The following is a 12,628-nucleotide window of genomic DNA, read 5'->3' on the forward strand; positions in this document are numbered from 1 at the left end:
GCAAAAACCGATGTCGCGGGCCCCACCGAGGGAGCAGGCCGCATGACATATCGCCCGTCATCCGTCACGAAACAGCACCGGCTACAATCCGCAGACCCGGTCCGAACAGCGTGTGCGCTCCCATTTCCAGCGCAGCCAAAGGCGGCAGCAACTCCGAAACGCACAGCCTTGGCGGGATCACCGGCCGGGTTTGCGACCGTATCAGGCACCTGGAACGCCATCAGCCGCATTCCAAAAGGAGCCGTCGCCCCGACCGTCCGCGCACTTTCCCCATAGCCTGATCCAAGACCCACGCGGCTTCCACCTTGGGAGGTTTTCCAACCCGGGTCGTGGTCGCGCCAGTGAGCAGCGTTCCGCCGCGACCCGCATCGGAAAACCTTCACCTCCTCTGCCCATGCCAATCTTGAGGCGTTATGTTTTTCGCGGTTGCAGCGAATATTCCAAGAGTCCGCACACCCGCCCTCCACATCGCGTCCAGCGAACGACCTCCACCCTTGACTCTCCCCCACCCCTCCTGCCCCTTCTCCCCAAAACCGACAGGAGCCGCCCATGCACCCTTTCCACGAAGAGCTGAAATCCCGTCTGGTCCGCTATTGCGCCATCGACAGTCAGGCGGACATGGACAGCACCTCGGCGCCCTCGACCGCGTGTCAGCATGACATGCTTGATCTGATGGTCACCGAACTGACCGACATGGGCGCGGCGGATGTGACCAAGACCCCCTATGGCACCGTGATCGCCACGATCCCCGGCACCGCCCCCGGCCCGACCGTCGGCTTTCTGGCCCATGTCGACACCGCCCCGCAGTTCAACGCGACGGGGGTCAAACCCCGCGTGATCGAAGGGTATAATGGCGGCGCGATCACCTACCCGGACGATCCTGACCTTGTGCTGTCGCCCGAGGCCTTTCCCTATCTTGCCAGCAAGGTCGGAGATGACATCGTCACCGCCTCGGGGCTGACGCTGCTGGGCGCGGATGACAAGGCGGGGGTTGCCATCGTCATGACCGCCGCGCGGCATCTGCTTGAAAACCGGGAAATCAAACACCCGACGCTCCGCATCGCCTTTACCCCGGACGAGGAAATCGGGCGCGGGGTGGATAAAGACCTGCCTGCCGATCTGGGTGTCGATTTCGCCTATACCTTCGACGGTGGCGATCTGGGCGAGGTCACCTACGAGACGTTCTCGGCAGATTTTGCGGTGGTCAGCGTGACCGGCGTGTCGATCCATCCGGGCTGGGCGAAAGACAAGCTGGTCAATGCCATTCATCTGGCGGCCAAGATCGTCGATACCCTGCCGCAGACCACGATGACCCCCGAGACCACGGACGGTACAGAGGGCTTTATCCATGTGGTCGATACGCAAGGCAGCGCCGCCAGAATGGAGCTGCGCTTTATCCTGCGGGATTTTGAACGCGACGGGCTGGAGGCCAAAGGCGCATTGCTGCGCCAGATCTGCGACACCATTGCGGCCACCGAACCAAGGGCCGAGATCACCTGCACCATCACGCCGCAATACCGCAACATGCGCTACTGGCTGGAAAACGACATGACCCCGGTCACCTTGGCCCGCACCGCATTGGCCGATCTGGGGATTCCGGAACTGTCCGTGCCAATTCGCGGCGGCACCGACGGGTCACGCCTGACCGAAATGGGTGTGCCCTGCCCCAACCTTTTCACCGGCATGCAGAACGTACATGGCCCGCTGGAATGGGTGTCGGTGCAGGACATGGCACAGGCCACCGACCTGTGCCTGCGCATTGCCGAACGCGCGGCAAAACCCGGCTGACGGGTCAGACCGGCTATTCGACCCCCTGCACGGATTGCAGATAGCCGACCAGATCGGCAATCGGTTCCGGCACGAGGATCGGTTGACCGCTGGGCAGCTTCATCGGCGTGTTGGCGACCCCTTCGAAATAGGGGCCATAGACCGGCATGGGGGATCCGTGGCTGACAAGCGGGTCCGTGCCGTCGATCCGTTTCAGCACACGTTCCAACGGAAAGTCACCGCCATTTCGGGTGGAAAGCGCCGTGAGGTCAACCGGCTGCAACACCAGCGCTCCGGCCAGCGGACCCTGCCCTTTGGCATCCGCACCGTGGCAGGTCGCGCAATGGGTCTGGAACAGGGCACGACCGTGATCAACATCCTGCGCCATCAGTGGCGTGGCGGTCAGTCCAACAAGGGTAAGGCAGGCAAGGGCACGTCGCATGAAAGACACTCCGTCTGACTAAAGATACGCCAAGCATGTCTGACACCGGTCGATCTCGCGTTGATCCGGATCAATCCTTTTGAGGTCGCGCAGAAATGCCCTAGCTTACCCTTAGTCAACCAAAGGAAGTGCCATGCGTCGCCTGTTCCTGATCCTTCTTCTGAGCATCGCCACCCCTGCCGTTTCGCAGGACACCGATCTTGAACTGGTGCTGCTGGCCGATGCGTCCGGCTCTATCGACCAGCGCGAGATCGACTTTCAACGGCAGGGCTATGCGCAGGCGATCACCGATCCCGAGGTGCTGGCGGCGATTGCCAACACCGCCTATGGCTCGATTGCCGTGACCTATGTGGAATGGGCCATCAATCAGGTGGTGGTGGCCGACTGGATGCGGATCGACGGACCGGACAGTGCAGCCGCGTTTGCCGCCGAATTGCTCGATAGACCACGACAGGCCTATGGCAGCAATGCCATCGGCGCAGCCCTTCTGGAAGGGTTGCGGCTGATGGACACCAACGATTTCGACGGCTGGCGGCGGGTGATCGACTTTTCCGGCGATTCCGTGCGCAACTATTCCGGCCCGCCGATTGCCGAAGCGCGCGCCACAGTGGTGGCCGCCGGTGTGACGATCAACGCCCTGCCGATTCTGCGCCCCGACGATCCCGGCCGCGCGCAGGGCGGGCTGGAGGCGCAATACGAGGCGCAGATCATCGGCGGGCTTGGCGCTTTTGTGGTAACGGCAGAAAACCGGGACTCTTTTGCCGAGGCGGTGAAACGGAAGCTTATTCTGGAGATCTCGGGGCAGATGCCGGTGCAGGACGTGGCCGACGCGCGTTAAAGCGCCGTCATCCTCGGGCTTGACCCGAGGGCCTCTTGGGCCTGAGATCCTCGGGTCAAGCCCGAGGATGACGCACCAAAGACGCCTATTCGTCCAGCGATCCGTGAACGGCCAACAGCGCCATATCGGCCTCCTGCGGTTCGATCACCCGGAAACTTTCGCGTACGCCGGATTCGGTCAACTCGCGGCTCACCGTCAGCAACGTGTTCGGCGCATGTTCGTCACAAAGTTCCACCATATGTGCGACTTCCGCCTCGGCCACCGGGCGGGCGGCTTCAATGGATGGCGCGCCGTAGAGGTCGACAAAATGCTGCGCCAAACTGTCGATCAGGGTGGCCTGCTCCACCGGTTCCATCTGCGTTACCGCCACGAAACTGACCCGGCCAAAGGTCTCCGCCCCCAGCCAGCCATTGGTGAACGCCTGTTTCGCACGGCCCTCCAGATCACCTTCGGACCAGTTGGAAAACTCGAAACCGCCCGAGACGCACCATTCGCCGGTCCGCGCTGGGGAATGAAAGACGCGTTGATCGCTTTCGTCGAAATGGATGGCGCGGGCAAGGTTCATGAACGGATCTCCAGAAGGTCTGTCACCGGCAAGAGCATGGTCTGCCCGTCCGTGCGAAGCAAGAGGCCAAGCTTTTCGTCAAGGCCAAGGAAATGTCCGGATTTGCTCAGAAACGTGCCGTCCTGCCCCATCCCATAGGCAAGGCCCACCCATTCGGCGTGCAGCGGCCCCATGCCATCGTCTTCCCAGCGATGGATCCAGTTGAGCAAATGCCGTGACCAGCTTTCCAGCAGATCGACCGGGGTCAGGTCTCCGCAGCCTTCGCTCATCAGGTCGGTCTGATCCGGCGTGTCACCGCCCGCCACGTTTGGCCGTGCAAAGACAAGCTCGAACCCGGTGACAAGCCAGCCGGGTTCTGCCCCTGTGTCAGACGTGTCCGTTGCGCTGCGAATTGTGCCACACACCGCACCATTGACGCGGATCGCGCCGTCCCAGCACAGGTGCACGGCAAGTTCAGACGGCCCCAGCGCGCCCAGCGCATTCTGAACCGCAACCCCGGTCAGGGGCAGCATGGCCGCTGCGTCTGACAGCGGCACCTCGGGGGCCAGAACGATGGCCGCGCGCAGCCGGTCAGGCGACGCATCATAAAGGATCGTGCCCGCGTCGCAGCCCTGCGCGGCCTCGCAACAGGCCGCCTCGAACGGGTCCGCCCCCGCCGCGTTGATACCCTGCATCAGCGGCGGGAACGACGGTCCGGTGCTCATGCCTTGCCGGCGGCGATCAGCGTGCGCGCCAAATCACGGAACGATTGGGCCTGCGGGCTGTCGGGTTTCGACACGACGATCGGGGAACCGCCATCCGACGACGTGCGGATATCCAGATGCAACGGGATTTCCGCCAGCAAGGGAACACCCAGCTTGGCCGCCTCCGCCGCGACACCGCCATGCCCGAAGATATGTTCCTCGTGACCGCAGTTGGAACAGATATGCGTCGACATGTTCTCGATCAGTCCGACAATCGGCACGTTCATCTGGTTGAACATGTCGATCCCCTTGCGCGCATCCAGAAGCGCCACATCCTGCGGCGTGGACACCACCACCGCACCATCCACGAACGCCTTCTGCGACAGGGTCATCTGCACGTCCCCGGTGCCCGGCGGCAGGTCCACCAGCAGCACGTCCAGCGCGCCCCATTGCACCTGCATCAGCATCTGCTGCAACGCGCCCATCAACATCGGCCCGCGCCAGACCACCGCCTGACCTTCGTTGACCATCAGACCCATCGACATCATCGTCACGCCGAAATTGCGCATCGGCAGGATGATCTTGCCATCCGGGCTTGCGGGACGTCCCGACACACCCAACATGCGGGGCTGGCTGGGACCGTAGACATCGGCATCCAGAAGCCCGACCTTGCGGCCCTCGGCGGCAAGCGCACAGGCAAGGTTGGCAGAGACAGTGGATTTGCCCACGCCACCCTTGCCCGAAGCAATCGCGATGATCCTGTCCACACCGGGAATTTTCTCGGGACCTGCCGGTTTCGGCTTGGCACCACCTTTGAGATCAGGCGGCGGTTTCGGTGCGGAATGCGCCGTCATCACCGCCGACACGCTGGTTGCACCCAGCGCCTTCACCGCATCTTCGGCTGCCTGGCGCACCGGGGCATAGGTCTCGGCGTTGTCCGAAGCGACCTCGACCACGAAGCGCACCGCGTCGCCGTCGACGTTCAGCGCCCGCACAATTCCGGCGCTCACGATATCCTGTCCCGAGACCGGGTCGGTCACGGCTTTCAGTGCGGCCAACACCGCATCACGAGTCAATGCCACGGTCAGCCCTGTCCCTTGATCGTGCCGGTCACGACATGCTCGAGATCGAGCCCGTCAATGGTCAGCACAACCTTGGCGTCAAAGGTCTTTCCGCTGGTGTCAGCGTCGCGCATCGCCTCTTCGATCGCCTGTTGGGACGTCACCCCAACCTGCTTGAGGAACTTGCGCATGGACATGTTGAAATCATCACTCATCGGTATTCTCCCCTTGGGCATCCGCTCGGTCTGGCCGAGGTGAAGCGTTGACGGGTGTAAGCCAGCGCCTTTAGGCTTTCAAGCAAGGAGGCGCAGCTGAATGAGAGCAATCGGACATCATCTGACATTCGTTCTGGCGATATCTGCCGGACTGGCGTTCGCGTCACCTGCGCAGGCGCAGGACAAGGCGTTTTCACTGGCCGCACCAAAGCCCCTTGTCGAGAGCGGGTTGCTGCAATTCATCCTGCCGCGCTTTTCGCTCAAGACACAGACCCGTATCGCGCTGGCTGATCCGGGCACGCCTGCCGATGCGGCCTTCGGCGAGCACGGTCTGGTTGCTTTCGAAGGTCTGGACAAAGTCTGGCATTTTGATCCGGGTGACGATCCTGACGCCCAACGCTTTGCAGATTGGCTGCGCTCGGATGTGGGGCGCAACACGGTCGACAGCTATCAGGTGGAGGGCACCGCGCTTTTCACGTCCAAGATCGAGGTCAAACAGGTGGCCGTTGCTGTCATGTATGAAGGGGATGCACTTTTGGGTGAGGCCGCATCGTTGTCCCATTGCGGGCGATGCCATGTGGTGGGTGAGGTGAATCGCATGAAGTCCATCGGCTCGACGCCGTCATTCGCCGTGCTGCGGTCCCTGACGGATTGGGAAGACCGGTTTCAAGCCTTCTATGTGCTGAACCCCCATCCCGCCTTTACCCAGATCAAAGACGTGACTGCGCCGTTCAACCCGTCGCGACCGTCACCCATCGCCGCCGTCACGATGACGCTGGACGATCTGGAGAACATCATGACTTTTGTGCAGGGCATTCCCCCGGCTGATCTGGGCGGTCCCGTTCAATCAATGCAAGACTAACCGAACGGACGACAACGCCGCTTCGTGGCCGCTTATCCCCAACCGCGCGCTGCGTTGTGCGGTTCTTAACCCGCCCGTCGCACCTTTCCCCGACAAAGCGCTTTGAGCGGGAAGGGTCACTCCCATGCCGCGACACGACAGAACTGACACTTCTCTCATATGCCGGAAGGCTGACCATGAGAGACCGGTCTTGCAAGGCTCCGGCAACCCCGGAGTACAGGTCACGCGTTAAATCGCGGATTTGAGAGAACCGTCAGGCCCATAAGGGCGGCGCCGCTTCTTCTTTGAAACTACCGACATCCTCGGGTTCGACCCGAGGAGCACAGGATCAGACAAATCACCGGGCCCCGTCCGGTGATGACGCTCTGTTGCATCCGACAGGTCGCAACAAAAAAGCCCCGGAATGTGCTCCGGGGCTTTTGTCTGATTCCAACCTGTCGGAACGACGATCAGCCGCCTTTCTGGTCGTAGGCTGTTCCCCAGCCCCATGCACCGGACCCGAATCCGCGTGCAACAACGCGCTCGCGGTAGATCGCCGACACAACATCGCCGTCCCCGGCGAGCAGAGCCTTGGTTGCGCACATTTCCGCGCAGATCGGCAGTTTGCCTTCGTCGATGCGGTTGCGGCCGTACTTGGCGAATTCGGCGGTGGAGTGGTTCTCTTCCGGGCCACCGGCGCAGAAAGTGCACTTGTCCATCTTGCCGCGGCTGCCGAAGTTGCCCGCTTGCGGGTATTGCGGTGCGCCGAACGGGCAGGCGTAGAAGCAATAGCCGCAGCCGATGCACAGATCCTTGGAGTGCAGGACCACACCTTCTTCGTTCTGGTAGAAGCAATCCACCGGGCAGACGGCCATACAGGGCGCGTCCGAACAGTGCATGCAGGCGACCGAGATCGAGCGTTCGCCGGGGCTGCCGTCGTTGATCGTGACCACCTTGCGGCGGTTGATCCCCCACGGAACCTCGTGCTCGTTCTTGCAGGCCGTGACGCAGGCGTTGCATTCAATGCAGCGTTCGGCGTCGACAAGGAATTTAGCTCGTGCCATGTCTGATATCCTCCTCAGGCTGCCATGATCTTGCAAAGGGTGGCTTTGGTTTCCTGCATCTGGGTCACCGAATCATACCCGTAGGTCTGCGCGGTGTTGGTCGATTCACCCAAGACATACGGATCAGCGCCTTCCGGGTACTTGGACCGCTGGTCCTCGCCCTGGAAATGCCCACCAAAGTGGAAGGGCATGAACGCGACCCCAGGAGCGACCCGTTCGGTCAGCATGGCCATCACCTTGACCTTGCCGCCCTCCGGGCCTTCGACCCAGACCTGCGCACCGTCCCGCACACCCAGATTGTTGGCATCGCGCGGGTTGATCTCGATGAACATGTCCTGCTGCAATTCGGCCAGCCACGGGTTTGACCGTGTCTCGTCGCCGCCGCCCTCGTATTCGACCAACCGGCCGGATGTGAGGATGATCGGGAAGTCGGTCGAGAAATCCTTGGCCTGGATCGACTTGTACATTGTCGGCACACGCCAGAACTTCTTGTCCTCGTAGGTCGGGTAATCGGCCACCAGATCATAACGATTGGTGTAAAGCGGTTCGCGGTGAACCGGCACCGGATCCGGGAAGGTCCACACAACCGCGCGGGCCTTGGCGTTGCCGAACGGCGCACATTCATGTGCAATCGCAACCCGCTGGATGCCGCCCGACAGGTCGGTCTTCCAGTTGGTGTTCGGACCCGCCACAGCGTCGATCGCCGCGCGTTCGTCGTCCGTAAGATCACCGTCCCAGCCAAGGTCCATCAACATCTGCATGGTGAATTCAGGGTATCCGTCCTGAATTTCAGAGCCTTGCGAATAGACGCCTTCGGCCAGCAGGTTGTCGCCCTGATATTCCACGCCGTAACGGGCGCGGAAGGTCAGACCACCCTTGGAGACCGGCAGCGACATATCATAGAGGTTCGCCGTACCCGGATGGTTCATCTCGGGAGTGCCCCAGCACGGCCACGGCATCCCGTAGAAATCGCCATCGGCCGGACCACCATTTGCCCGCAGGGTTGTGCGGTCGAACGTGTGCTGGTTCGCCATGTGCAGCTTCATCCGTTCGGGTGACTGGCCGGTATAGCCAATTGTCCACATGCCCCGGTTGAATTCGCGGGTGATGTCTTCGACCACCGGTGTCACGCCATCGTCTTCCAGCGCGATGTTGCGGAAGATTTTGTCGTGGAAACCGAATTTCTGCGCGAACAGACCCATGATCTCGTGGTCGGTCTTGGATTCGAACATCGGCGCCATGACCTGATCGCGCCACTGGAGCGACCGGTTCGAGGCGGTGACGGAACCACGGGTCTCGAACTGCGTTGTCGCCGGCAGCAGGTAGACCCCATCGGTGCGGTCATGCAGCACGGCAGAGACAGTCGGGAACGGGTCGATCACGACCAGCGTGTCGAGCTTTTCCATCGCCGTCTTCATTTCCGGCAGACGGGTCTGCGAGTTGGGCGCGTGGCCCCACAGAACCATCACACGGGTGTTGTCCGGCTGATCGAGGTTTTCCTTGTCCTCAAGCACACCGTCGATCCAGCGTGAGACCGGGATGCCCGTCAGGTTCATCATCGGCGTGTCACCGACCATTTCCTGCGAGAACTGGGCCTTCAGCCAATCCAGGTCTTCGTCCCAGACGCGCGCCCAATGGGCCCACGATCCGGCGGCCAGGCCATAGTAGCCCGGCAGCGTATCGGCCAGAACACCAAGGTCGGTTGCGCCCTGCACGTTGTCGTGGCCCCGGAAGATGTTGGTGCCGCCACCGGCGGTGCCCATGTTGCCCAGCGCAAGCTGAAGGATGCAATAGGCGCGGGTGTTGTTGTTGCCGTTGGTGTGCTGGGTGCCGCCCATGCACCAGATCACGGTGCCGGGACGGTTGTTGGCCAGCGTGCGTGCAACCCGCTCAAGCTGCGATCCGGGTGTTCCGGTGACGCGCTCGACCTCTTCGGGGGTCCAGTTGGCGACTTCTTCCTTGATCTGGTCCATGCCCCAGACACGGGTGCGGATGAACTCCTTGTCCTCCCAGCCGTTCTCGAAGATGTGCCAGAGGATACCCCAGACCAGCGCCACGTCCGTGCCCGGACGGAAGCGGACATATTCATCCGCATGCGCGGCGGTGCGTGTGAAACGCGGATCACAGACGATGAGCGGTGCGTTGTTCTGCTCTTTCGCCTTGAGAAGATGCAGCAGCGATACCGGGTGCGCTTCGGCCGGGTTGCCCCCGATCAGAAAGATCGCGCGGCTGTTGTGGATGTCATTGTAGCTGTTGGTCATGGCGCCGTAGCCCCATGTGTTCGCCACACCCGCCACGGTCGTCGAGTGACAGATCCGCGCCTGGTGGTCGATGTTGTTCGTGCCCCAGTAGGCGGCGAACTTGCGCATCAGGTAGGCTTGTTCGTTGTTGTGCTTGGCGGACCCGAGCCAGTAGACCGAATCCGGGCCGCTTTCGTCGCGGACTTCCATCATCTTGTCGCCGATCTCGTTGATCGCCTGCTCCCAGCTGATGCGCTTCCACTCTCCACCCTCTTTCTTCATCGGGTACTTGAGGCGGCGTTCACCATGGGCATGTTCGCGGACGGCGGCACCCTTGGCGCAATGGGCACCAAGGTTGAACGGGCTGTCCCAACCGGGCTCCTGTCCGATCCAGACGCCATTGCTGACCTCGGCAACCACAGTACAGCCGACCGAACAGTGCGTGCAGACCGACTTGACGGTCTGGACCGCGCCGTTGACGGCGGATTGTGCGCTGGCCTGCGTGACCGCGCCGCCGGTGGCGCTGATCGCGGCAAGGCCGCCGATGGCAAGGCCCGATCCGCGCAGGAATGAACGTCTGTCGACGGATTTGTTCGAGATGTCCGAAATCAGGCCGGTTCGCGCAGCGCGCCGTGTCAGCCCTCCGGTTTTCTTTCTTAGCATGGTGTCCCTCTTGAGCTACCTGGGGCGCAAAACGCCGTCGGCTGGGTTGCGATCTGCATCCGGGCTGCCCCGGTTTTGCAGAGGGGTTAAGTCCGAGGTTCTAGAACCGGGTACTGGCGAGATAGGCGCGGGTGTGCGCGGTGTCCTGCATCCGGCCATCCCCCTTGGGCGATTCCGACGCTTCGGCCTGGGTGCCTGATACGGCAACGGCCGCAACGGCAGCGGGGGCCGCGGTGCCTGCCAGTTTCAGAAAATCACGGCGACTTGCGGACGCCTCGGTTTTCTCAGTCATGGAAGGTTCCTCCCTACTTCCTGTTTGGTGCGACGCATGTGTCGCTTGGTGACGGTTGCCCGCCTGGTTCCTGGTCGACTCCGGCCCGTCTTCAGGCCGGTGTCAGTCTGAACGCTTCGCGTTCAATCTTCATGAACGCCTGTCCGACCGATCCGACCGCGCTATACAGCATCGCGGTCTTCGCGGTTTCCAGATCGGCGTAGAAATGACCGGCCCAAGGTGCAATGTGCCGGTTGAAAAACAGTTTCTGATCGTCGAGCGTCGACGGTCTGGAAAAGCGTCCCACAATCAACCCGCCCATGACTTCCATCAATGTGGCGATGTTGTCTTCGGGTTCATACACGTTGGCCGCGCGTTCGATGCGGCGCGCCGACAGATCGCTGCGCAGCACGGCAAGCGGCTTTTCGTGCAGGAAACCGGTCAGGTAAAAGCTGGCATAAGGCAGCAATTCACCACGCCCCAAGCCGATGAACAGCTTGTTGAACTCGCGTTCCGCCTGCTGCGGGGTGGTTGTCTTTGCGCATCCGGCGAGCCGCGCAATGGCTTGGCCAAGGTCGGTGTCATCACCGCTTAGCCCCGCAGTTTGAGACAGCAACAATTCGTCAGGGGGCGCTGACAGGATCAGGCCAAGAAAATTGTAAAGGTCCGCACGCAGGCGGTCTTCTTCTGACACCGATGGCGAGGGCTGAGCCGCGCTCATTGTCATCCTGTCTCGCTTTCTATCTTGAAACGCATCCGTCGGGGACGCGCGTGTTCCGGTTCCATTGTATCCAATGGTGTGCCGATGGCATATTCATCCACGGTCTCATTGCCTACGACTATAGTCGTAGATGCAGGTGCAGCATTTGCGCCCTGCTGCATACTTTCCGGAATTTGCGTTTTCTCCGGGGATGGTTCACCGTTATGGCCCGCAAGAGCGATTTCTGACAGATTCTCTGGGGTATCAATGTGTTCGCCGGTTTGCGCCGCGATCCTGGCGCGTTCCTGTTCCTCGAGCGCCTGAACATGGCGCAGCAATCCCTTGCCCACCTGGTAGGCCGTCTTGACCCCCGGCGCATCGGTTGCGGCATTGGTGAAATCGCCGTCGTAATCGTTCAGCCCGTCCAGATTGGCGAGCATCGGATTGAGCCGCCACAACTGCCGCAGCGCGCGGCGGCGCAGGCGTTCGGGCACCGCCTTGTTCATGAACCCGGCAATGTCCTGACCGGGTTCAAGATTATCCGGATCAGGCAAGCCGAACTCTTCGAGAATTTCCGTGTCGGTCTTTTCTTCAAGCTGCGCCTGTGTCGCTTCGACCTCGGCGGCCTCGATACGGCGCGCCTCTTCGGCTTCCTCGGCCTCGACCCGCGCCTTGCGGCGGGACCAGAAATCCGATCCACGGCTCATGACGGGCGGGCCTTTCGGGTGCTTGTGGGCGCGCGGTAGACATCGCTCACCTGCGAGATGCGCGGATCGCCCTTGCCGTCTTCGACCTTGTCTTCAAGATACCGTTTGCGTTTGCGCTTCACGAACGGCTCCTCGACGAAATGCAGATCGGTCCATTCCTGCACCCAGGCGACCAGCGCAGGGGGCATCGGCACCTTTTCCACAACGTCCTCGCCACCATCGGTATATTGCATCGCCTCATGCGGGTTGGCGGTGATCAGCTTGATCCTGTAGGGCCATTCATCGTCGCCCGGTTGCAGCACCACATAGGCGCAGACCACGGGTTCCGCGAGGCCGATGCGATAGGCTTCGGCATCGGTGCGCCACAGCGTCAGGTTGGCCGTGCCGATATGGTATTCGGTGATATCACCATCTTCGCGCAAGAGTTTCCAATGCGCCGGACCCGCTCCGGGCAGCAGCGCGGTTGGGCTCCAGGCCCATTTTTGCCAGCGCGTGACGCCCGGTCGGCGTTGCAAGACAACACCCACGGGCAGTTCGATCGAACGGCGTTGCGTCATGTTCAAACTCATGT

15 protein-coding genes are annotated in these 12,628 nt (G+C 61.8%); 3 read left to right on the top strand and 12 right to left on the bottom strand.

Annotated elements, in window-relative coordinates:
* Positions 1-293 (bottom strand): hypothetical protein (locus ACTIEN_RS00005; RefSeq protein WP_439521045.1); only part of this gene is annotated, 293 nt, incomplete at its 3' end.
* Between the two features lie 256 nt (positions 294-549).
* Between ACTIEN_RS00005 and pepT the strand changes: the two genes are divergently transcribed.
* Complete coding sequence (gene pepT / locus ACTIEN_RS00010; RefSeq protein WP_439521046.1) at positions 550-1,788, top strand: peptidase T; 1,239 nt, start codon at positions 550-552, stop codon at positions 1,786-1,788.
* 13 nt (positions 1,789-1,801) lie between these two features.
* On the opposite strand, the gene ACTIEN_RS00015 is transcribed toward pepT, so the two are convergent.
* Positions 1,802-2,209 carry a c-type cytochrome gene (locus ACTIEN_RS00015; RefSeq protein WP_439521047.1) on the bottom strand — a complete coding sequence of 136 codons (408 nt, stop codon included), beginning with the start codon at positions 2,207-2,209 and terminating at the stop codon, positions 1,802-1,804.
* Between the two features lie 133 nt (positions 2,210-2,342).
* Between ACTIEN_RS00015 and ACTIEN_RS00020 the strand changes: the two genes are divergently transcribed.
* Complete coding sequence (locus ACTIEN_RS00020) at positions 2,343-3,047, top strand: DUF1194 domain-containing protein (RefSeq protein ID WP_439521048.1); 705 nt, start codon at positions 2,343-2,345, stop codon at positions 3,045-3,047.
* 85 nt (positions 3,048-3,132) lie between these two features.
* On the opposite strand, the gene ACTIEN_RS00025 is transcribed toward ACTIEN_RS00020, so the two are convergent.
* From ACTIEN_RS00025 to ACTIEN_RS00040, 4 genes are read right to left on the bottom strand one after another with little or no spacing between them, the layout of a single operon-like run.
* A complete protein-coding gene (locus ACTIEN_RS00025; protein ID WP_439521049.1) occupies positions 3,133-3,612 on the bottom strand; it encodes a DUF6505 family protein in 480 nt (159 codons plus the stop codon).
* Complete coding sequence (locus ACTIEN_RS00030; protein ID WP_439521050.1) at positions 3,609-4,316, bottom strand: DUF4444 domain-containing protein; 708 nt, start codon at positions 4,314-4,316, stop codon at positions 3,609-3,611. The genes ACTIEN_RS00025 and ACTIEN_RS00030 overlap by 4 nt, the downstream gene beginning before the upstream one ends.
* The gene (locus tag ACTIEN_RS00035; protein ID WP_439521051.1) at positions 4,313-5,377 is read right to left on the bottom strand and encodes an Mrp/NBP35 family ATP-binding protein; all 1,065 of its coding nucleotides are present in this window, start codon (positions 5,375-5,377) and stop codon (positions 4,313-4,315) included. Before ACTIEN_RS00035 ends, ACTIEN_RS00030 begins: the two co-directional genes overlap by 4 nt.
* A gap of 2 nt (positions 5,378-5,379) precedes the next feature.
* Positions 5,380-5,571, bottom strand: coding sequence for a DUF6494 family protein (locus ACTIEN_RS00040; RefSeq protein WP_439521052.1), 192 nt, complete (start codon positions 5,569-5,571; stop codon positions 5,380-5,382).
* A gap of 100 nt (positions 5,572-5,671) precedes the next feature.
* On the opposite strand from ACTIEN_RS00040, the gene ACTIEN_RS00045 reads away from it, so the two are divergent.
* Complete coding sequence (locus ACTIEN_RS00045; protein WP_439521053.1) at positions 5,672-6,433, top strand: hypothetical protein; 762 nt, start codon at positions 5,672-5,674, stop codon at positions 6,431-6,433.
* A gap of 449 nt (positions 6,434-6,882) precedes the next feature.
* Here the strand turns inward: ACTIEN_RS00045 and fdh3B are convergent, their stop codons facing one another.
* The 6 genes from fdh3B to ACTIEN_RS00075 form a co-directional block, all read right to left on the bottom strand.
* Entirely contained in the window at positions 6,883-7,476 is a 594-nt protein-coding gene (fdh3B, locus tag ACTIEN_RS00050; protein WP_439521054.1) for a formate dehydrogenase FDH3 subunit beta, read from the bottom strand.
* 14 nt (positions 7,477-7,490) lie between these two features.
* Positions 7,491-10,379, bottom strand: a complete 2,889-nt coding sequence (locus ACTIEN_RS00055) for a formate dehydrogenase subunit alpha (RefSeq protein ID WP_439521055.1) — start codon at positions 10,377-10,379, stop codon at positions 7,491-7,493.
* Between the two features lie 100 nt (positions 10,380-10,479).
* Positions 10,480-10,671: a twin-arginine translocation signal domain-containing protein gene (locus tag ACTIEN_RS00060; protein ID WP_439521056.1), complete on the bottom strand. Its 192-nt coding sequence runs from the start codon at positions 10,669-10,671 to the stop codon at positions 10,480-10,482.
* Between the two features lie 91 nt (positions 10,672-10,762).
* Complete coding sequence (locus tag ACTIEN_RS00065) at positions 10,763-11,377, bottom strand: TorD/DmsD family molecular chaperone (RefSeq protein ID WP_439521057.1); 615 nt, start codon at positions 11,375-11,377, stop codon at positions 10,763-10,765.
* A complete protein-coding gene (locus ACTIEN_RS00070; protein WP_439521058.1) occupies positions 11,374-12,057 on the bottom strand; it encodes a DUF3306 domain-containing protein in 684 nt (227 codons plus the stop codon). Before ACTIEN_RS00070 ends, ACTIEN_RS00065 begins: the two co-directional genes overlap by 4 nt.
* A complete protein-coding gene (locus ACTIEN_RS00075) occupies positions 12,054-12,614 on the bottom strand; it encodes a DUF3305 domain-containing protein (protein WP_439521059.1) in 561 nt (186 codons plus the stop codon). The genes ACTIEN_RS00070 and ACTIEN_RS00075 overlap by 4 nt, the downstream gene beginning before the upstream one ends.
* Between the last annotated feature and the right edge of the window lie 14 nt (positions 12,615-12,628).

The sequence above is a fragment of the Marivita sp. genome, from assembly GCF_051859345.1.
GTDB lineage: Bacteria > Pseudomonadota > Alphaproteobacteria > Rhodobacterales > Rhodobacteraceae > Marivita.